Annotated in this window: 9 protein-coding genes and 1 pseudogene; 9 read left to right on the top strand and 1 reads right to left on the bottom strand. The window is 72.2% G+C overall.

The window, feature by feature from the left end; all coding sequences use genetic code 11:
- Positions 1-225 precede the first annotated feature (225 nt).
- From GA0115233_RS42000 to GA0115233_RS33180, 7 genes and pseudogenes are all read left to right on the top strand, one after another.
- Positions 226-2,208 (top strand): type I polyketide synthase, encoded by a 1,983-nt coding sequence (locus tag GA0115233_RS42000; protein WP_369691388.1) that lies wholly within the window; start codon positions 226-228, stop codon positions 2,206-2,208.
- Positions 2,205-3,455: an activator-dependent family glycosyltransferase gene (locus GA0115233_RS41995; protein WP_261720092.1), complete on the top strand. Its 1,251-nt coding sequence runs from the start codon at positions 2,205-2,207 to the stop codon at positions 3,453-3,455. The genes GA0115233_RS42000 and GA0115233_RS41995 overlap by 4 nt, the downstream gene beginning before the upstream one ends.
- 36 nt (positions 3,456-3,491) lie before the next feature.
- On the top strand, positions 3,492-3,686 hold the full coding sequence (locus GA0115233_RS33195) for a ferredoxin (RefSeq protein WP_093724044.1): 195 nt from the start codon (positions 3,492-3,494) through the stop codon (positions 3,684-3,686).
- 43 nt (positions 3,687-3,729) lie between these two features.
- A complete protein-coding gene (locus tag GA0115233_RS33190; protein ID WP_093724043.1) occupies positions 3,730-4,797 on the top strand; it encodes a glucose-1-phosphate thymidylyltransferase in 1,068 nt (355 codons plus the stop codon).
- Positions 4,794-5,783, top strand: coding sequence for a dTDP-glucose 4,6-dehydratase (gene rfbB / locus GA0115233_RS33185; protein ID WP_093724042.1), 990 nt, complete (start codon positions 4,794-4,796; stop codon positions 5,781-5,783). Before GA0115233_RS33190 ends, rfbB begins: the two co-directional genes overlap by 4 nt.
- A pseudogene (locus tag GA0115233_RS41990) lies at positions 5,744-6,091 on the top strand (FAD-dependent oxidoreductase); the annotation flags it as partial. The gene rfbB and the pseudogene GA0115233_RS41990, both read left to right, overlap by 40 nt.
- Before the next feature lie 82 nt (positions 6,092-6,173).
- Positions 6,174-7,022, top strand: coding sequence for an NAD(P)/FAD-dependent oxidoreductase (locus tag GA0115233_RS33180; RefSeq protein ID WP_255310436.1), 849 nt, complete (start codon positions 6,174-6,176; stop codon positions 7,020-7,022).
- A 26-nt stretch (positions 7,023-7,048) separates the two neighbouring features.
- Here GA0115233_RS33180 and GA0115233_RS33175 read toward each other — a convergent pair whose 3' ends face one another.
- On the bottom strand, positions 7,049-7,756 hold the full coding sequence (locus tag GA0115233_RS33175; protein ID WP_093724041.1) for a VC0807 family protein: 708 nt from the start codon (positions 7,754-7,756) through the stop codon (positions 7,049-7,051).
- Between the two features lie 287 nt (positions 7,757-8,043).
- Between GA0115233_RS33175 and GA0115233_RS33170 the strand changes: the two genes are divergently transcribed.
- Positions 8,044-9,495 carry a cytochrome P450 gene (locus GA0115233_RS33170; protein ID WP_176712031.1) on the top strand — a complete coding sequence of 484 codons (1,452 nt, stop codon included), beginning with the start codon at positions 8,044-8,046 and terminating at the stop codon, positions 9,493-9,495.
- A 242-nt stretch (positions 9,496-9,737) separates the two neighbouring features.
- A partial coding sequence (locus tag GA0115233_RS33165; protein ID WP_255310435.1) for a type I polyketide synthase occupies positions 9,738-21,755 on the top strand: 12,018 nt, incomplete at its 3' end.

Below are 21,755 nucleotides of genomic sequence, written 5' to 3'. Positions count from 1 at the left end.
CCCGGGGCGCGCTCGGCGCCACGCCCGACGAGGACGTGACGGACCTGCCCGCCGCCGCCCTGTGCGGGCTGGTGCGGTCCGCCCAGCTCGAACATCCCGACCGTATGCACCTGTTGGACCTGGACGCGGCAGCCGCCGAGCAGGCCCTCACCGCCGCCGTGGCCGCCGGACACCCCCCAGGCCGCCCTACGCGAGGGCACACTCCTGCTGCCCGACCTCCACCCGGTGGACGGGGCCACCCGGGAACCGGAACCCCTCTCCCACGGCACCGTCCTGGTCACCGGAGCCACCGGCGCCCTCGGCGGCCTGGTGGCCCGGCACCTCGTCACCACCCACGGCGCCCGCCACCTGCTCCTGGCCTCCCGGCGCGGCACGGACGCCCCCGGTGCCGACGTCCTCCTCGCCGACCTGGCCGAGCGCGGCGCCGAGGCCACCCTGGCCGCCTGCGACGTGGCGGACCGGGCCGACCTGGAGGCGCTGCTCGCGCAGATCCCGGAGGAGCGGCCCCTCACGGCCGTCGTGCACATCGCCGGTGTCGTCGACGACGCCACGCTGACCTCGCTCACCGACGCCCAACTGGACGCCGTACTCCGGCCGAAGGCGGACGCGGCCTGGCTCCTGCACGAGCTGACGCTCCAACAGAAACCGTCTGTCTTCGTCCTGTTCTCCTCCGCCGCCGGCACCTTCGGCGCGGCCGGGCAGGGCGCGTACGCCGCCGCCAACACCTTCCTCGACGCCCTGGCCCAACACCGCCGTGCCCATGGGCTCCCTGCCACGTCCGTCGCGTGGGGGCTGTGGGCCGCCGACAGCGGAATGACGGCCGGGCTCGCCACCGCGGACCGGGAGCGCATGGCCCGCAGCGGTATGGCAGCCCTGAGCGACGAGGCCGGACTCGCCCTGCTGGACCGGGCGTTGGCCCTCGACGATGCGGCCGTGGTCGCCGTCGACCGGCAGGAGGCGCCGCGCACCCGCACTCGCCGTTCCGCGGCCGCCGCTCCCGACGACGGTGGCCGCGCCCTGGCCGCCCGGCTGGCCGGGCTCGACCCCGAGCAGCGGCTCGCCGCCCTCGTGGACGCCGTACGCGAGCAGGTCGCCGTCGTCCTCGGCCACGACTCCACCGACGAGGTGGCACCCGACCGGCACTTCGCCGAACTCGGCTTCGACTCGCTCACCGCGGTCGAACTGCGCAACCGGCTCGGGAAACTCACCGGCCTCCGGCTGCCGCCCACCCTCGTCTTCGACGCCGACACCCCACAGGCGCTCGCCGCCGACCTCGCCGAACGGTTCACCGCGGACGAGACACCCACCACCCCGGAGCCGACCCGCACCCACGACACGCACGACACCATCGGCTCTCTCTTCCGCACCGCATGTCAGTCGGGACGGGTCGACGAGGGCTTCGCCCTGCTCCAGGCGGTCGCCGAGCTGCGCCCCACGTTCGACGCCCCGGAGGAGGTACCCGGTGCCGGGCTGCGGCTCGCCGCCGGGGACGAGGGTGCCCCGCTGATCTGCTTCAGCTCCTACGTGGCGCTGGCGGGCGTCCACCAGTACGCCCGGTTCGCCTCCGCCTTCCGCGGGCGGCGCGACGTATGGGCGCTGCCCACCCCCGGCTTCGGCCGCGGCGAACCCCTGCCCGCCTCGCTGGACGTCGTCGCCCGCACCCAGGCCGCGTGGGCGCTGCGCTGCGCCGGGGAGCGGCCCTTCGTGCTCACCGGCTCCTCCTCCGGCGGTGTCCTCGCCCTGGCCGCCGCCCGGTACCTGGAGAAGGAGGGGCGGCCACCGCTCGGGGTGGCGCTGCTGGACACCTACATGCCGCGCGCGGACTCGCCGTTCACCCGGTTCTCCCAGGAGATGCTGGCCGGGATGTTCGACCGCGAGTCGATGTTCGCGGCCATGGACGCCGACCGGCTCTCCGCGATGAGCTGGTACATCAACATGATCGGCGAGTGGGACCCCGGCGCCCTGTCCGTGCCGGTGGTGCTGGTGCGGCCCAGCGAGCCCCCGGTCACCGTCGCCGAGGGCGAGGCGGGGGAGTGGCGCAGTTCCTGGGACGGCGCCGACCGCACGGTGGACGTGCCCGGCAACCACTTCACGATGATGGAGTCGCACGCCACCGACACCGCGGGCGCCCTCACCACCTGGATCGACACGGTCCTGCCGCCGTACACCGCAGGCCGGGAACCGGCCCACCGAACCGAGGGAGCATGATGCGGGTCCTGTTCGTCAGCCTGTCCGAGAAGTCCCACATCTATCTGATGGCCCCGCTGGCGTGGGCGCTGGCCGCAGCCGGCCACGAGGTGCGGGTCGCGAGCCAGCCGATGGCCACCGAGACCATCACCCGCGCCGGGCTCACCGCCGTGCCCGTGGGCAGCGACCACGCCATCCACCGGGACATGGCCGCCTACCGCGAGTCGCAGGACTACCGCACCGCCAACTGGAGCCGCTGCGAACGCGCCGACGTCGACTGGGCGGAGCTGAAGGAGCGGTACGAACTCAGCGTCCCCTACGCCTTCGCCGTCTACAACGACTCCATGATCGAGGACCTGGCCGCGTTCGCGCAGAGCTGGCGGCCCGACCTCGTCGTACGGGACCCGCTCGCCTACGCGGGTGCGGTCGCCGCGCGGATCAGCGGCGCCGCGCACGTGCGGCTGATGTGGTGCGCCGACGTGTGGGGGCGGACCCGGCAGACGTACCTCCACCTCATGGGCGAGCAGCCGGAGTCGGAGCGGGTTGACCCGCTGGCGGACTGGCTGGGTTCCCGCTGCGAGCCGTTCGGGTTCTCCTGCGACGAGGAGATGCTGCACGGCCAGGCCACCGTCAGCACCCTGCCGTCCTCCCTCGCCGTACCCACGGCGTCCCCGGAGCTGCCGATGCGGCACGTGCCGTACAACGGGCGGGCCGTGGTGTGGGACTGGCTGCGCGAGGCGCCCAAGAAGCCGCGCGTCTGCCTGAGCCTCGGCGCCTCCAACACCGAGGACTACGGCGGCGACTACGTGTCCGTGCCGGAGATCCTCGACGCGCTCGCCGACGAGGACGTGGAGGTCGTCGCCGCGCTGCTGCCCGCCCAGCGCGAGCGGCTCGGAACCGTCCCGGACAACGCCCGCGCGGTCGACTCGGTCGCCCTGCACACGCTGCTGCCGACCTGTTCGGCCTTCATCCACCACGGCGGCTACGGCAGTTTCGCCACCGCGATGGTGGCCGGGGTGCCACAGCTGATGCTGTCCACCCTGGTCTCCGACCACGAACTGCGCGGACGCGCCCTGGAACGCGCCGGCGCGGGCGTGTACCTGCACCACAGCGACGCCACCGCGGAGAACGTCCGCGACCACATCCGCCGCCTCACCGGCGGCACCGAAGCCGCGGACGCGGCCCGGCGGGTGCGCGCCCAGTGCGAGGCCATGCCCAGCCCCGCCGAGGTCGTCGCCTCTCTGGAACGGCTGGCCGAGGTCAGCTGAACCGTCCGCCCCCAACTCACGAAGAGGAAAAGACACATGAAGATCACCGTGGACCGTGAGCGCTGTGTCGGAGCCGGTCAGTGCGTGCTCGCCGCCTCCGACGTCTTCGACCAGAGCCGCGAGGACGGACTGGTCGAACTGCTGGAGCCCGAGCCGTCCGAGGACCGTCGAGCCGCCGTCAACGAGGCGGAGCTGATCTGCCCGTCCGGCGCCATCGAGATCCAGCCCTGACGGCCCGCCCCCACACCGACGACACGTAAGGCGGGACGGAAACGTGAAGGCTCTCGTGCTGTCGGGAGGTGCGGGGACCCGGCTGCGGCCCATCACCCACACCTCCGCGAAACAGTTGGTGCCGGTCGCCAACAAACCCATCCTCTTCTACGGCCTGGAGGCGATCGCCGACGCCGGGATCACCGACGTCGCGATCGTCGTCGGCGAGACCGAGGACGAGATACGTCAGGCCGTCGGCGACGGCTCCGACTTCGGCATCGACGTCACCTACCTGCGCCAGGAGGCGCCGCTCGGCCTCGCCCACGCGGTGCTCATCGCCCGGGACTTCCTCGGCGACGAAGACTTCGTGATGTTCCTCGGCGACAACTTCGTCTTCGGCGGCATCAACGACTCCGTCGACGAGTTCCGCAAGACACGCCCCGACGCCCAGCTCCTGCTGACCCGCGTCCCCGACCCGTCCGCCTTCGGCGTCGCCGAACTCGACGAGCAGGGGTGCCTGGTACGGCTGGAGGAGAAACCCGCCCGGCCCCGCAGCGACCTGGCGCTGGTCGGCGTGTACCTCTTCGGGCCCGCCATCCATGACGCCGTACGGGCCATCGAGCCCTCGCGGCGCGGCGAGCTGGAGATCACCGACGCCATCCAGTGGCTGCTCGACCGTGACCGTGACGTCAACACCACGGTCATCACGGGCTACTGGAAGGACACCGGGAACGCGGCCGACATCCTCGACGTCAACCGCCGTCTGCTGGACCTGCTGGAGTACCGGGTCGAGGGCGATGTGGACGACGCCAGTGAGATCGTCGGCCGGGTCCGGATCGAGCCCGGCGCCGTCGTGCGCGGCTCGCGGATCGCGGGTCCCGCGATCATCGGCTCCGGCACCCTCGTACAGGACTCCTACATCGGCCCGTCGACCTCCATCGCCGAGGACTGCGTCATCCGCAACAGCGAGATCGAGTTCTCCATCGTGCTGCGGGAGTCCAGCTTCGACAGCATCAGCCGAGTGGAGAGCTCCCTGATCGGCCGCAATGTGCATGTCTCCCGCGGCCCCCGGGTGCCCGCCGCGCACCGGCTCGTCATCGGCGACCACGGGCGGGTGGAGATCTCCTCATGACCACCCGCATCCTGGTGACCGGCGGCGCCGGATTCATCGGCTCCCACCATGTGCGCACCCTCCTCGGCCCCACCGGCCCGGACGACGTCGCCGTCACCGTCCTCGACAGGCTGACCTACGCGGGCAACCCCGCCAACCTGGACGCGGTGCGGGCCCATTCCGCCTTCGCCTTCGTCCAAGGGGACATCTGCGACCGGGAGTTGGTCGAGGACCTGATGGCCCGGCACGACGAGGTGGTGCACTTCGCCGCCGAGTCCCACGTCGACCGCTCCATCGACGACTCCACCGACTTCGTCCGCACCAACGTCCTGGGCACCCACACCCTCCTCGACGCCGCCCTGCGGCACGGGGTGCGCACCTTCGTGCACGTCTCGACCGACGAGGTCTACGGCTCCATCGACACCGGCGCCTGGACCGAGCACAGTCCCGTGCTGCCCAACTCGCCCTACTCCGCCTCCAAGGCCTCCTCCGACCTGCTCGCCCTGTCCTACCACCGCACCCACGGCCTGGACGTACGGGTCACCCGCTGCTCCAACAACTACGGCCCCCACCAGTACCCCGAGAAGGTCGTCCCGCTCTTCGTCACCAACCTCCTCGACGGCCTGAAGGTCCCCCTGTACGGCGACGGCGCCAACGTCCGCGACTGGCTGCACGTCGACGACCACGTCCACGGCATCGAACTGGTCCGCGCCAAGGGCCGTCCCGGCGAGGTCTACAACATCGGCGGCGGCACCGAGCTGACCAACAAGGAGCTGACCGGACTGCTCCTCGACGCCTGCGGCGCGGGCTGGGAACGCGTCGAGCACGTCGCCGACCGCAAGGGCCACGACCGCCGCTACAGCCTCGACTGGACCAAGATCCGCGACGAGCTGGGCTACCGGCCCCGCACCGACTTCACCACCGGCCTCGCCGCCACCGTCGACTGGTACCGCGACCACCGCGACTGGTGGGAGCCCCTGAAGACCGACCCCGGGAACACTGCGTGAGCGACCCGCACGAGATCGTCGTCATCGGCGCCGGAGCCGCCGGTGCCACGACCGCCGAGAGCCTGCGCCGACAGGGCTACGACGGCCGCCTCACCCTCGTCGGCGCCGAACCCCGCCTTCCCTACGACCGGCCCCCGCTGTCCAAGCAGATCCTCACCGGCCGCTGGGAACCCGACCGCGTCCGGCTGCGCGCCCCCGAGGTCTACGAACGGCTCGCGATCGACCTGCGCCTGGGCAGCCCCGTCACCGGCCTGGACCGCACCGGCCGCACCGTCCACCTCGCCGACGGCACCCGCCTGCACACCGACGCCGTCGTCGTCGCCACAGGCGTACGGCCCCGGCGGCTGCCCCGCACCGACCACCCCGGCCGGTCGGACGCCCCCCGCCGGAGTGCACGTCCTGCGCACCCTCGACGACGCGCTCGCCCTGCGCGAGGCCCTCCGCGCGGGCCCGCGCATGGTCGTGGCCGGCGCCGGACTGCTCGGCACCGAGGCCGCCGTCGCCGCCCGCGCCCTCGGCGCCGACGTCACCCTCGTCAGCTCGGCACCCGTACCGCTGCTCGGCCTGCTCGGGCCGCAGGCCGCCGGACTGGTCGCCGCCACCCACCGCGACCTCGGCCTGCGCGTCCACCAGGGCCGGGTGACCGCCGTACGCGCTGCCCGCGACACCGTCACCGGCGTCCAGCTCGCCGACGGCGGTGTGCTCCCCGCCGACGTGGTGCTCGTCGCCACCGGCTCGGTGCCCAACACCGAATGGCTGCACGGCAGCGGCGTCCCCGTCGGCGACGGCGTCGTCTGCGACGTCCTGTGCGCGGCCGAGCCCGGGGTCTGGGCGGCGGGCGACGTCGCCAACCGGCCCGACCCGCGCACCCGTCGACGCCGCCGTCTGGAACACCGTACGCACGCCACCGAACAGGCCATGGCCGTCGCCCGCAACATCCTCGCCGGCGGCGCGGCCCGCCCCTTCGCACCGCTGCGGTCGTTCTGGACCGACCAGCACGACCTGAAGATCCAGGTCTTCGGCGACCTCACCGGCACCGACCGCTGCCACATCCTCCAAGGCACCCCGTCGGAACGGCAGTTCACCGCCGTGTACTACGCGGGCGAGCGTGTCCTGGGAGCCGTGGCGGTCAATATGCCCCGCGAGGCACTGCGGTTGCGCGTGGCCGTGGAGAGCGGCGAGCTTCCGACGACGGACCACCCGGCCGACCCGACACCGGCAGGAGCGACGGAGGGCTGAGACGGAACCGGGGGGGCGGGCTCTGCTCAGCGGTGGTCGTGCTCCCGGGGCTCCCGGGGCTCCCGCTGCTCCGGTACGGCGTCGGGAGACAGGAGCGCCCAGAGCCCCGCCCGCGCGTGGTAGATGTTCACGATCACCAGCATCAGCAGCGTGAACACCCCGTACTGCACGCCGTTGAGCGCCGGAACCACATGCACCGGCAGGGTGTACGCCATCAGCGCGCGGACGCCCGAGTCGACGATCAGACCGATGCCCCAGATCATCGTGGTGACCCGCCAGATACGGCGGAAGCGGGGCTCCACGTCCCACAGTTCGTCCCAGTCCCGGCCGCCGCGCGACCGCCGCTCCAGCAGACGCCGGGAGAAACCGAAGGCCAGCGGGCGCCTGCCGCGCAAGGAGACGAGGAAGCCCAGTCCGGCCACGCCGGTCAGCCAGCCGTCGCGGACCAGCAGGAGCCGCGCGCTGCCACTGGTCAGCGACACGACGATGCTCAGCACCAGCATCACCGTCACGAACACACCCAGCACATCCACCCGCCGGGTCCTGACGAACCGCACCAGGGTCGCCGCCGCGGGCACCGCCGCGCCCGCCGTGAGCGCGAGCACATCGTCCACACCGGCCGCCGTCAGGCCGTAGTACAGGCCGATCGGGACACCGAAGTCGACAAGGACGGTCAGCAGCACCGAGGGCTCCGACGCGGTGCCGGACGCCGTCGTGCTCGCGCCGCTGGTCATGCGCTCTCCGTCCGACGTGGCCGTACACGAACGATTGCCACGCGCCAGCGTACGGGCGGCCCCCGCCGACGGCCCACGGCCAACGGCCCCATCGGGCCAACCCTTTGGAATTCCCTAGACCTCGACGACGACCGGCCTGCCCGCCGCGCCCCGCTGCTAGCGTCGGGCGCCAGGTCGACCCCATGCGCACCGACCGCCCTGTCCCGCCGCGTCCGCAGACACACCGAACTCTGCACAGCCGGCTCGGCGTTGAGACCTGTCACCCTCCGCTGAACCAGGAGACACCCGTGACCGACGTTCGAACGACCCCCGAGTCGCCTGCGCCGACGGAAGCCATCCCCACGCCCGGACCGATGCGGCTGAAGGACATGCGCGAGGTCGTGCGCAACGTCCCGCGCTACCTCACCGGCCTGCGCGACAAGCACGGCCCGCTGGTCCGCGTCCCGATGGGCAAGACCGACGCGTTCCTGGTGAGCGACTTCGACGTCGTCCAGGACGTCATCATCGCCTCCAGCCGCCGCTTCGACAAGGACGCCCAGAAGACCGGCCCCGGCCCCGACGACTGGGGCTCCACCCTCGAACGCGTCCTCGGCAAGGGCCTGGTGACCAGCGTCGGCACCTACCACCGGCGCCAGCGCCGCCTCATCCAGCCCGTCTTCCACCGCCAGCGCATCGCCGGCTACGGCACCGCCTTCGCCACCATCGCCGACGAGGCGAGCGCCCAGTTCACCGACGGCGAGCGGTTCAACTTCCACGAGGCGATGTACGAACTCGCCCTCGGCATGGTCACCCGCACCCTCTTCGACGTCTCCCTCGACAGCGAGGCCGCCGACCGCATCCGCACCGCCTTCCCCCGCGAGGGCGGCCCCCTGCGCTGGGAACTCAGCCCCTTCGGCAAGATCCTGCTGCGCCTGCCGCTGCCCGCCAACCGGCAGTTCAAGCGCGGCCTGAAGGCCGTCGACGACATCGTCTACGGCATGATCGACGAACGCCGCAAGGGCCCCGGCGACGGCGAGGACCTGCTGTCCGTCCTGCTCACCGTCACCGACGCCGACACCGGCGAACACCTCACCGACACCGAGCTGCGCGACGAGGCCATCACCCTGCTGATGGCCGGCCACGAAACCTCCTCCGGCGCCCTCACCTGGGCCTACTACCTCCTCGGCACCCACCCCGAGATACGCGAACGCCTCCACGCCGAGATCGACGAGGTCCTCGGCGACCGGCTCCCCACCGTCGACGACCTGCCCAGGCTGAAGTTCGCCGACGCCGTCTACTCCGAGGCCCTGCGCCTGTACCCGCCGGCCTGGGTCCTCGTACGGCGCGCCCTGGAGGACTACACCGCCAACGGCTACCACATCCCGCGCAACAGCGTCCTCATGGTCAGCCCGTACGTCCTGCACCGCGACGCCACCTGGTGGCCCGAGCCGGAACGCTTCGCACCCCAGCGGTTCCTGCCCGACCCCGACCCGGACGACCCCCTCACCGGGCACGCCAAGGCCCCCGGCCGCCCCAAGCTGGCCTACCTGCCCTTCGGCGCCGGACCCCGCCAGTGCATCGGCAACGTCTTCGCCCAGATGGAAGGCGTCATGGCCCTGGCGACCCTGAGCAGGAACTGGGAGTTCGAGCCCGTCGGCGACCCGCCGGACCGGGTCACCAGCGACTTCACCCTCCAGCCCCGAGGGGGCCTGGACATGGTCGCCCACCGCAGGCGCCCAGCGGCCGCGAACAGCCGCTGACCAGCACCGAACTAGTAGAAGTCTCCCTAGATCGACGGCTGCCCGCGGGACTCGCCCGCAGGCAGCCGCCAGTATGACAAGCATCGCAACCACCGACTGTCCCGCGGACGGCGCGGCAGTCGGATCCGGCCGGATCGCACGGCCAGAGGATGAGCTGGATCCGTAGGGCGGAGGCAGTGGCCGTGGCGCCAGAAGACGCACACGCACGGGAAGACGGGTCGGAACCCCTGGGCGGTACCGCCGTGGGCGACCGCGACTCGATCGCTGTGGTCGGCATCTCCTGCCGCTTCCCCCAGGCCCCCGACCCCGAGTCGTTCTGGCGGCTGCTCATCGACGGCGGCAGCGCCGTCACCGACACCCCCGCCGACCGCCTCGGCACCCTCGCGGCCCCCCGCCGCGGCGGCTGGCTCGACCACGTCGACCGCTTCGACGCCACCTTCTTCGGCATCTCCCCGCGCGAGGCCGCCGCGATGGACCCCCAGCAGCGCCTCGTCCTCGAACTCGGCTGGGAGGCACTGGAAGAGGGCGCCGTCGTCCCGGACCGGCTGCGCGGCAGCCGCACCGGCGTCTTCGTCGGCGCCATCTGGGACGACTACGCCGCCCTCACCCGAAGCCTCGGCCCCGACGCCGTAGGCCGCCACACCCTCAGCGGCCTGAACCGCGGCGTCATCGCCAACCGCCTCTCCTACGTCCTCGGCCTGCGCGGCCCCAGCCTCACCGTCGACGCAGGCCAGTCCTCCTCCCTCGTCGCCGTCCACCTCGCCTGCGAGAGCCTGCGGCGCGGCGAGAGCGAACTCGCCCTCGCCGGCGGCGTCAACCTCGTCCTCGCCCCCGACAGCGACCTCGCCTCCGACGGCTTCGGCGCCCTCTCCCCGGACGGCACCTGCTTCACCTTCGACGCCCGCGCCAACGGCTACGTCCGCGGCGAAGGCGGCGCCCTCGTCCTCCTCAAGCCCCTGCACCGCGCCCTCGCCGACGGCGACCGCGTCCACTGCGTCATCCGTGGCAGCGCCACCAACAACGACGGCGGCGGCGACGGACTCACCGCACCCCTGCGCGAGGCCCAGGAAGAGGTCCTGCGCCTGGCCTACCGCGACGCCGGACTCGACCCGTCCCAGGTGCAGTACGTCGAACTCCACGGCACCGGCACCCGCCTCGGCGACCCGGTGGAGGCCGGCGCCCTCGGCACGGTCGTCGGCAGTGCCCGCACCGACGGCACCCCCCTGCTCGTCGGCTCCGTGAAGACCAACATCGGCCACCTGGAGGGCGCCGCCGGAATCGCCGGCCTGCTCAAGACGGTCCTGTCCCTGCGCCACGGCCGCATCCCCGCCAGCCTCAACCACGAGCACCCCAACCCCGCGATACCCTTCGACGAACTGAACCTGCGCGTCGCCACCGAGCCCCTGACCTGGCCGGAGGGAACGGAACCGCGCCGGGCGGGCGTCTCGTCGTTCGGCATGGGCGGCACCAACTGCCATGTCGTACTGGAGGAATGGCGAGGAACCGACGTCACCGCCCCCCACACCGACGCACGCACCCCCGCCCGGCACCCGGACCTGCCGTGGATCGTCTCCGGCCGCACCGCCAAGGCCCTGCGCGCGCAGGCCGAACGCCTCCTGGCGCACCTGGAGACCCACCCCTCCGCCGACCCGGCCGACCTCGCCCACTCGCTCGCCGAGACCCGCACCCGCTTCGAGCACCGGGCCGTCGTCCTCGGCAGCGACCGGGACGACCTGCGGCGGGGCCTGACCGCTGTCGCCTCCCACACCCCGAGCGCCGACGTGATCACCGGAGTCCACGAACCGGGAAGCGCCGGAACGGGGTTCCTGTTCGCCGGACAGGGATCACAACGTCCCGGCATGGGCCGGGAGCTGTACGAGACCTTCCCCGCCTTCGCCGAGACCTTCGACGCGCTGGACGCGGAACTCCCCTTCGACCTCAAGGCAGTTGTGTTCGGGGAGGGTGCGGCGGAGGTCCTGAACCGCACGGAGTTCACCCAGCCCGCCCTGTTCGCCCTCGAAGTGGCCCTGTACCGGCTGCTGGAGTCCTTCGGGGTGCGGCCGGACGTGCTGTTCGGACACTCGGTCGGTGAGATCGCCGCAGCGCACGTGGCCGGACTGTGGTCACTGGCCGACGCCTGCCGCATCGTGGTCGCGCGCGGCCGCCTGATGCAGGCCCTGCCCGAGGGCGGGGCCATGGTGTCCCTCCAGGCCACCGAGGACGAGGTGCTGCCGCTGCTGGCAGGCCGCGAGGACGAGATCGGCATCGCCGCGGTCAACGGCCCCTCCGCGGTCGTCGTCTCCGGTACCGCCGACGCCGTGGAATCGATCGCCGCCCACTTCCGCGGCCAGGACCGCAAGGTCACCCCTCTCCGGGTCAGCCACGCCTTCCACTCGCCACTGATGACCCCGATGCTGGACGCGTTCCGCGCGGTCCTCGCCGATGTCACCTACGGCCGCCCCGAACTGCCCATCGTCTCCGACGTCACCGGCGACGTCGCCACCCTCGACGAACTGACCGACCCCGAGTACTGGGTACGGCACGTGAGGCAGCCCGTCCGCTACGCCGACGGCGTCCGCACCCTGGAGGCCCAGGGCGTACGGCACCTGCTCGAACTCGGCCCGGACGGCACACTCACCGCCCTGGTCGAGCAGACGCTGACGACCGACGACATCGTCGCCGTCCCCGCCCAGCGCAAGGACCGCCCCGGCGCCCGCGCCCTCCTGGAGGCGCTCGCCACCCTCCACACCACCGGCGTGCCCGTCGACTGGACCCCCGTCCTCTCCGCCCACGGCGGCCGCCGCACCGAGCTGCCGACCTACGCCTTCCGGCGCCGCCGCTACTGGCTGCCCGACACGGTCACCGCCCCCGCGAACCCTGTCGAGTCACCCGTACGCCCCGCCGAGTCCGAGGGCGAGGACGTGCCGCCACTGCGTGCCCACCTTGACGGACTCCCTCCGAGGGAGCGTGCCTCGGCCCTGCTGAACCTGGTCCGCTCCCACGCCGCCGCGATCCTCGGCCACGACTCCGCCGACGAGGTCGAACCCCGACGCACCTTCAAGGACCTCGGTTTCGACTCCCAGACCTCCGTCGACCTGCGCAACCGCCTCCGGACCGCGACGGGCCTGCGCCTCCCGGCCTCCCTGCTCTTCGACCACCCCACACCCCAGGCCGTCGCCGCCCACATCGAGGACCGGCTCTCCCCGGCCACCGATCGCACGGCAGCGGAGATCGCCACCCGCCCGGACGACGCGGACGACGACCCGATCGTCATCGTCGGCATGGCCTGCCGCTTCCCCGGTGGGGTCGGTTCGCCCGAGGACCTGTGGCGACTGGTGAGCGAGGGCGGCGACGCCATCGGCGCCTTCCCGGCCGACCGCGGCTGGGACCTCGACAGCCTGTACGACCCCGAGCCCGGAAGCCCCGGCCATGTCTATGTCCGCGAAGGCGGCTTCCTCCACGACGCGACCAGCTTCGACGCGGGGCTCTTCGGTATCTCGCCGCGTGAGGCGCTGGCGATGGATCCGCAGCAGCGGCTGCTGCTGGAGACCTCGTGGGAGGTGTTCGAACGGGCCGGGATCGACCCGACCTCGCTGCGCGGCTCGCGCACGGGTGTCTTCGCCGGCCTCGTGGAACAGGGCTACGGAACGCGCCTGCGGGACGCCGTCGAGGAGTCCGACGGTTACGTCCTGACCGGGACGACGCTCAGCGTCGCCTCGGGGCGCATCGCCTACACCTTCGGCTTCGAGGGCCCGGCGGTCACTGTCGATACGGCGTGTTCGTCGTCGCTGGTCGCCCTGCACCTGGCCGCCCAGGCCCTGCGCTCCCGCGAGTGCGACCTCGCGCTGGCCGGCGGTGTGACGGTGATGGCGGGTCCGGAGATGTTCGTGGAGTTCTCGCGTCAGCGGGGGCTCGCGCGTGACGGTCGCTGCAAGGCGTTCTCCGACGGGGCGGACGGTACCGCCTGGTCGGAGGGTGTGGGGCTGTTGCTGGTGGAGCGGCTGTCGGACGCGCGGCGCAATGGGCACCGGGTGTTGGCGGTGGTGGCCGGGTCGGCGGTGAATCAGGACGGTGCGTCGAATGGGCTTACGGCGCCGAACGGTCCGTCGCAGCAGAGGGTGATCCGGCAGGCCCTGGCGGGTGCCGGGCTGGGTCCGGGCAACGTGGACGCGGTGGAGGCCCATGGCACGGGGACGCCTCTCGGCGACCCGATCGAGGCCCAGGCGCTGCTGGCGACGTACGGTCAGGAGCGTGAACAGCCGCTGTACTTGGGCTCGTTGAAGTCGAACATCGGGCATACGCAGGCCGCCGCGGGTGTGGGCGGTGTGATCAAGATGGTCATGGCGATGCGGCACGGTGTGCTGCCTCGCACGCTGCACGTCGACCGGCCGTCGTCGCATGTGGACTGGTCGGCGGGGGACGTGGCCCTGCTGACGGAGAACGCCGAATGGAGTCGTCCGGACGGCCGTCCGCGCCGGGCCGGTGTCTCGTCGTTCGGTATCAGCGGTACCAACGCCCACGTCATCCTCGAAGAAGCACCCGACACCGGGACCGAGGCCCGGCCCGAAGCCTCGGACGCCACCCCCGGCCGTACCGTCCCCCTGCCCCTCTCCGCCGCAGACCCCGACGCCCTGCGCGCGCAGGCCGCGCGTCTGGACGCCTTCCTCAACGACGGCGAGCACCTGACCCCCGCCGACCTCGGTCTGTCCCTGGCCACGACCCGCAGCACCCTGGACCACCGGGCGGTGCTGCTGGCCGCCGACCGGACCGAACTCCGCAACGCACTGACCGCCCTGGCCGCAGGCGACAGCCACCCCGGCCTGATCACCGGCACCGACGACCGCACGAGCCGCCGCCTCGCCTTCCTCTTCGCCGGACAGGGCTCCCAGCGCCCGGGCATGGGCCGGGAGTTGTACGAGACGTATCCGGTGTTCGCGGACGCCTTCGACGCCGTGGACGCGGAACTGCCCTTCGACCTCAAGGCGGTTGTGTTCGGCGAGGACGCGGAGGCCCTGAACCGCACGGAGTTCACCCAGCCCGCGCTCTTCGCCCTCGAAGTGGCCCTGTTCCGGCTGCTGGAGTCGTGGGGTGTCCGCCCGGACGTGCTCGCCGGTCACTCCATCGGTGAGATCGCCGCCGCCCACGTTGCCGGAATGTGGTCCCTGGCGGACGCCTGCAAGCTCGTCGCCGCGCGCGGTCGGCTGATGCAGGCCCTCCCGGTCGGCGGGGCGATGGTCGCGGTGCAGGCCTCCGAGGACGAAGTCCTGCCGCTGCTGGACCAGGCCGTCGCGGGCATCGCGGCCGTCAACGGCCCGCAGTCCGTGGTAATCGCGGGCGAGGCCGGAGCCGTGGAATCCGTGGCCGCCCACTTCCGCGCCCAGGACCGCAAGGTCACCCGTCTCCGGGTCAGCCACGCCTTCCACTCGCCGCTGATGGAGCCGATGCTCGCGGACTTCCGCGCGGTCGCCGAGGAGTTGACGTACGAGCGCCCCGAACTGCCGCTCGTCTCCACCGTCACCGGCGCGCTCGTGGACCCGGCCGAGCTGATGACCCCGGAATACTGGGTCACCCACGTCCGCCGTACCGTCCGCTACGCCGACGCCGTGCGCGCACTCGCCGCACAGGGCACCACCCGGTTCGTCGAACTGGGCCCCGACGGCACCCTCACCGCCCTCGCCCAGGACTGCCTCGACGGCGGCACCGAGACCCTGGTCCCCGCCCTGCGCAAGGACCGCCCCGAGCCCGAAGCACTGCTCGCCGCCGTTGCCACGCTGTTCACGCAGGGCGGGGAGGTCGACTGGTCCGCGCACTTCACCGGCACCGGCGCGCGAACGGTCCAACTGCCCACCTACGCCTTCCAACGCCGCACGTACTGGCCGACGCCCGACCCGCAGCGCCGTACCGGAGACATCGCCGGACTCGGCCTGGCCTCAGCCGACCATCCACTGCTCGGCGCTGCCGTCACCCCCGCCGACTCGGACGGCCTCGTCGTCACAGGTCGTATCTCCCTGCGCTCGCACCCGTGGCTGCGGGACCACGTCGTGTCCGGCGCGGTCCTGTTCCCCGGCACCGGCTTCCTCGAACTCGCCCTGCACGCCGCCGAACAGGTCGGCTGCGACCGCGTGGAGGAGCTGACCATCGCCGTTCCGCTCGTCCTGCCCGAGGACGCCGCCGTGCGGATCCAGGTGCTGGTCGGCGGCCCCGACGAGTCGGGCAGCCGCGCCATCAGCGTCTTCTCGCGGCCCGACAGCGCCTCACCGGACGACGCCTGGACCCTGCACGCCAGCGGCGTCGCCGTGGAGGTACGACGCGAGAACGACGGCGTCGACCTGTCCGTATGGCCGCCGCAGGGCGCGACCGTCATACCGGTCGAGGGCGTGTACGAGCGCTTCGAGGGACGGGGACTGGCGTACGGGCCGGCGTTCCGCGGGCTGCGCGCCCTGTGGCGGCGCGGCGACGAGGTCTTCGCCGAGGTCGCCCTGCCCGAGACGGAACAGGAACCCGCCGAACGCTTCGGCGTCCACCCGGCCATGCTGGACTCGGTGCTGCACGCCGTCCTGCACGGCGTCTTCGGCGGCGACACTTCACTTCGGCTGCCGTTCTCGTGGGGCGGTGTGTCGCTGTGCGCCACGGGCGCGCGTGAACTGCGCGTCCGGGTGGCGCCCATCGGCGCGGACGCCGTCTCCCTGAACCTCGCCGACATGGCCGGGGGCGCTGTCGCCACGGTCGACTCCCTGGTTCTGCGTGAGGTGTCCGGGCCCCTTACCACCTCGCAGGACGGGCTCTTCCAGATCGACTGGACCCGGCTGCCGGCGACCACTGGGCCCGTGCCCGAGGTGAGGGCCGGACTGCCCGCCACGGGCGATGCCGTGTCCGGCGACCTGCTCGTCCGTATCGCGCGTTCGGCCGGTTCCGCGGATCCGGCGGCCGTGCATGCCGTTGCCGCCGACGCGCTCGCACTGGTGCGCGAGTGGCTGGCCGATGAGCGATTCGAGACGGCCAGGCTCGTCGTCGTGACGGAGGACGCGGTCGCCGTCGACGCGGGCGAGGACGCCGATCCGGTGCTGGCGGCGGTGTGGGGTCTGGTGCGTGCGGCACGGGCGGAGGCGCCGGGACGGTTCGCGCTGCTTGACGTGGACGGAGCGGAGGAATCCTGGGCGGTGGCCGCGGGTGCCCTGGCCTCCGGTGAGCCGGAGGTGGCGGTACGCGGGGGAGCGGTGTACGTGCCGCGTCTCGGCCGGGCGACCACCGACGGTTCCCTGAACGCCCCGGCCGACGGGTCTTCGTGGCGGCTGGACATCGTGGAGAAGGGCACGCTGGAGGGGTTGGCTCTCACGCCGGTGGAGCGGACGGAACTGGGTGAGGGTCAGGTCCGGGTCGCCGTGCGTGCGGCGGGGGTGAACTTCCGGGATGTGCTGAACGCGCTCGGTATGTATCCGGGGGATGCGAGGGACTTCGGTCTTGAGGGCGCGGGTGTGGTCACCGAGGTCGGCCCGGGTGTGAGTGGGCTGGCCGTGGGTGACCGGGTCTTCGGCATGTTCTCGGGCGCGTTCGGGCCCGCTGCTGTTGCGGATGCCCGGACTGTGGCTCGTATGCCGGCGGGGTGGTCGTTCGCGCAGGCGGCGTCGGTGCCGATTGTGTTCCTGACGGCGTACTACGCGCTCAGGGACCTCGGTGGGCTGCGTGCGGGGGAGCGGGTGCTGGTGCACGCGGCGGCCGGTGGTGTGGGCATGGCCGCGACCCAATTGGCCCGGCACTTCGGTGCCGAAGTATTCGGTACAGCGAGCGTGGGCAAGTGGGATGCTCTGCGCGCGGCGGGGCTGGACGACCAGCACATCGCTTCGTCGCGTGACACGGACTTCGAGGCTGCGTTCCTGGCCGTGACAGACGGGCAGGGCATGGATGTGGTCCTGGACTCGCTGGCCGGTGAGTTCGTGGACGCCTCGCTGCGGCTGCTGCCCCGTGGTGGGCGCTTCCTGGAGATGGGCAAGACCGATGTCCGTGACCCGGAGGCGGTCGCTGCTCAGCACCCCGGTGTGGCGTATCAGGCATTCGACCTGATGGATGTGGCACCTCAGCGGGTCGGGGAGATGCTCGCCGAGCTGGTGTCGTTGTTCGAGGCGGGTGCGCTGGAGCCGCTGCCGGTGACCTGTTGGGATGTGCGCCGGGCGCCGGATGCCTTCCGGTACCTGTCGCAGGCTCGCCATGTCGGCAAGGTCGTATTGACTGTGCCCGCGCCGTTGAATGTCGACGGCACGGTGCTCGTGACGGGCGGCACGGGTGGTCTGGGTGCGCTGGTCGCCCGGCACTTGGTCACCGAGCACGGTGTACGGCACCTGCTGCTGGCCAGCCGCCGTGGCCCCGAGGCGCCGGGCGCGACCGAACTCGTGCAGCAGCTCTCGGAGTTGGGCGCCCAGGTCGAGGTGGCCGCCGTCGACGTGGCCGACCGCGACGACCTGGCCGCCGCACTGGCCGGTCACTCACTCACGGCCGTCGTACACACCGCCGGCATAGTCGACGACGGTGTGGTGGCCTCCCTGACGCCGGAACGTCTGTCCCGGGTGCTGCGCCCGAAGGCCGACGCGGTGACGTACCTGCATGAGCTGACGCGCGACGCGGACCTGGCGGCGTTCGTCGTCTTCTCCTCCGTCATGGGCACCTTCGGCGGCGCCGGTCAGGCCAACTACGCCGCAGCCAACGCCTTCATGGACGCCCTCACCGGAGCCCGCCGCTCGGCCGGACTCCCCGCCACGTCCCTGGCCTGGGGCCCCTGGGCACCCGGCGCCGGAATGACCGCCGAGCTGACCGAGGCAGACCTGCGCCGTATGGCCCGCTCGGGCATGCAGCCCCTGGCACCGGAGCGCGGACTGGCCTTGCTGGACGCGGCGTTGGAGCGGGGCGGCTGTCTCGACAGTGCCACTGTCCTGCCGGTGGAGCTCGACCTCGCCGACATGCGACGCCGCGCGGCCGAGGAGGTACCCGCACTGTTGCGCGCGCTGGTCAAGGTGCGGGCCCGCCGCAGGGCCGGAGTCGCAACCCGCGCCGACGGCCAGGACCTCACGGCACGGCTGGGCGCGGCCCTGCCCGCCGACCGGGACCGCATCGTCGCCGACCTGGTGCGGGGCGCGGCGGCCGCTGTCCTCGGCCACGGCTCGGCCGCCGACATCGACCCCGAGCACACGTTCAAGGAGCTGGGCTTCGACTCCCTCACCTCGGTCGAACTGCGCAACCGCGTCAACGCCGCCACCGGTATGCGGCTCCCCGCCACCCTGATCTTCGACTACCCGACACCGGCCGCTCTCGTCCGGCACATCGTCACCGAGCTGGTCCACGGCACCGAGCCCGCGAGCAGCACACCCCTCCCGACGCCGGTCTCCGCCGGTGACGACCCGATTGTGATCGTCGGCATGGCCTGCCGCTTCCCCGGTGGGGTCGGTTCGCCCGAGGACCTGTGGCGGCTGGTGAGCGAGGGCGGCGACGCCATCGGCGCCTTCCCGGCCGACCGCGGCTGGGACCTCGGCAACCTGTACGACCCCGAGCCGGGCCGGTCCGGACACACCTACGTCCGCGAAGGCGGCTTCCTCTACGACGCCCCGTACTTCGACGCCGCCCTCTTCGGTATCCCGCCGCGTGAGGCGCTGGCGATGGATCCGCAGCAGCGGCTGCTGCTGGAGACCTCGTGGGAGGTGTTCGAGCGGGCCGGCATCGACCCGGCGAGCCTGCGCGGCTCCCGGACCGGCGTCTTCGCGGGCGCCATGGCCCAGGACTACGGGACAAGGCTGCGCGGCACCTCCGAAGGCGCGGACGGGTACCTCCTGACCGGAAACACCGGCAGCGTCGCCTCGGGGCGCATCGCCTACACCTTCGGCTTCGAGGGCCCGGCCGTCACTGTCGACACGGCCTGTTCGTCGTCGCTGGTCGCCCTGCACCTGGCCGCCCAGGCCCTGCGCTCCAACGAATGCGACCTCGCGCTCGCGGGTGGTGTGACGGTGATGTCCACGCCGGACACTTTCCTGGAGTTCTCGCGTCAGCGGGGACTCGCGAGTGACGGTCGCTGCAAGGCGTTCTCCGACGGCGCGGACGGTACGGCCTGGTCGGAGGGTGTGGGTCTGCTGCTGGTGGAGCGGCTGTCGGACGCCCGTCGCAACGGGCACCGGGTGCTGGCGGTGGTGGCCGGTTCGGCGGTGAATCAGGACGGTGCGTCGAATGGGCTTACGGCGCCGAATGGTCCGTCGCAGCAGCGGGTGATCCGGCAGGCCCTGGCGGGTGCCGGGCTCGGTCCGGCCGATGTGGACGCGGTCGAGGCCCATGGCACGGGGACGCCTCTCGGCGACCCGATCGAGGCCCAGGCGCTGCTGGCGACGTACGGTCAGGACCGCGAACAGCCGCTGTACTTGGGCTCGTTGAAGTCGAACATCGGGCATACGCAGGCCGCCGCCGGCGTGGGCGGTGTGATCAAGATGGTCATGGCGATGCGGCACGGTGTGCTTCCGCGCACGCTGCACGTGGATCAGCCGTCGTCGCATGTGGACTGGTCGGCGGGGGACGTCGCCCTGCTGACGGAGAACACCGAATGGAGTCGTCCGGACGGCCGTCCGCGCCGGGCCGGTGTCTCGTCGTTCGGTATCAGTGGTACCAACGCCCACGTCATCCTCGAAGAAGCACCCGAGGCCGAGACGGAGATCGTTGCCCAGGAACACCAGGGTGTCCTGCCTTGGGTGCTGTCCGCCGCCAGCGGTGCCCTTCCCGCCCAGGCGGAGCGACTGGCCCACTTCGTCGAGGCCAGTCCGCAGCTCCCCTTGACCACCACGGCTGTTGCCCTGGCTACCACGCGCACGGTTCTGGAACACCGTGCCGTCGTCCTGGCCGGCGACCGCGACGAACTCCTGCACGCGCTCCACGCCTTGGCGGAAGGCCGCGTCGAACCCGGCATCATCCAGAACTCGGCCCGCACCGGCGGACGCACCGCATTCCTCTTCGCGGGGCAGGGGTCGCAACGCCTGGGTATGGGGCGGGAGTTGTACGGGGCGTATCCGGTGTTCGCGGAGGTGTTCGACGCGGTGGATGCCGAGCTGCCGTTCGACTTGAAGGCGGTTGTGTTCGGTGATGACCGGGAGCTGCTGAATCGCACGGAGTTCGCGCAGCCCGCGTTGTTCGCGTTGGAGGTGGCGCTGTTCCGGTTGGTGGAGTCGTGGGGTGTGCGGCCGGATGTTCTCGCTGGTCATTCGATCGGTGAGATTGCGGCGGCGTGTGTGGCGGGGGTGTGGTCGCTGGCGGATGCGTGCCGTTTGGTGGCTGCGCGGGGCCGGTTGATGCAGGCGCTTCCGGCGGGTGGCGTGATGGTGGCGGTGCAGGCTTCGGAGGAGGAGGTTCTGGCGTTCGTCGATGACGAGCGGGTGGGTGTGGCGGCGGTGAACGGTCCGCGTTCGGTGGTGGTGTCGGGTGATGCGGTGGCGGTGGAGGAGGTTGCCGCGCACTTCCGGGCCCTGGACCGTAAGGTGACGGGGCTGCGGGTGAGCCATGCTTTCCATTCGCCGTTGATGGAGCCGATGCTGGCGGACTTCCGTGCTGTGGCGGAGAGCCTGACGTACGACCGCCCCCGCATCCCCGTCGTGTCCACCCTGACCGGCGAGGCCGCCACCGCCGAGCAGTTGATGTCGGCCGAGCACTGGGTGGAGCACGTACGGCGACCGGTGCGCTTCGCAGACGGCGTGCGGAGCCTGGCCGAGCAGGGCGTTACGCGCCATGTGGAACTCGGTCCCGACGGCACCCTCACCGCCCTTGCCCAGTCCACCGTCGACGACGCCGACGACCGTCTGTTCGTGCCTGTACTGCGCACGGACCGTCCCGAGACGCATTCGGTGCTGTGGGCGGCGGCTGAACTCTTCACCAGGGGCGCGGCGCTCGACTGGACCGCACTGTTCACGGGGCGGCCGTCCGCGTCCACCAAGGCGGCGGTGGACCTGCCCACGTACGCCTTCCAGCGCCGGCGTTTCTGGCCGTCGGCCACCGCCGTGCCCGCCCAGGGCCTCGGCGCGGTCGGTCTGGGTTCGGCGGAGCATCCGCTGTTGGGTGCGGCGGTGGAGTTGGCCGGTGGTGACGGTGAGGTGTTGCTGACGGGGCGCCTCTCGCCGGCTGTTCAGGGGTGGCTGCGTGATCATGTGGTCGCGGGTTCGGTGGTGTTCCCGGGGACGGGGTTCCTTGAACTGGCCTTGCGGGCTGGTGAGTCGGCGGGCTGTGACCGGGTTGAGGACCTGACG

Source organism: Streptomyces sp. DI166 (assembly GCF_900091315.1).
In the GTDB taxonomy this organism is placed as follows: Bacteria; Actinomycetota; Actinomycetes; order Streptomycetales; family Streptomycetaceae; genus Streptomyces; species Streptomyces fuscus.
This window is presented reverse-complemented; position numbering and strand designations above follow the sequence as displayed.

What these genes read in the sequence shown, in the direction of transcription:
- GA0115233_RS41995 (WP_261720092.1), top strand. Translation starts at nt 2,205, where the DNA reads ATGATGCGGGTCCTGTTCGTCAGCCTGTCCGAGAAGTCCCACATCTAT.
- GA0115233_RS33195 (WP_093724044.1), top strand. Translation starts at nt 3,492, where the DNA reads ATGAAGATCACCGTGGACCGTGAGCGCTGTGTCGGAGCCGGTCAGTGC.
- rfbB (WP_093724042.1), top strand. Translation starts at nt 4,794, where the DNA reads ATGACCACCCGCATCCTGGTGACCGGCGGCGCCGGATTCATCGGCTCC.
- GA0115233_RS33175 (WP_093724041.1), bottom strand. Translation starts at nt 7,756, where the DNA reads ATGACCAGCGGCGCGAGCACGACGGCGTCCGGCACCGCGTCGGAGCCC.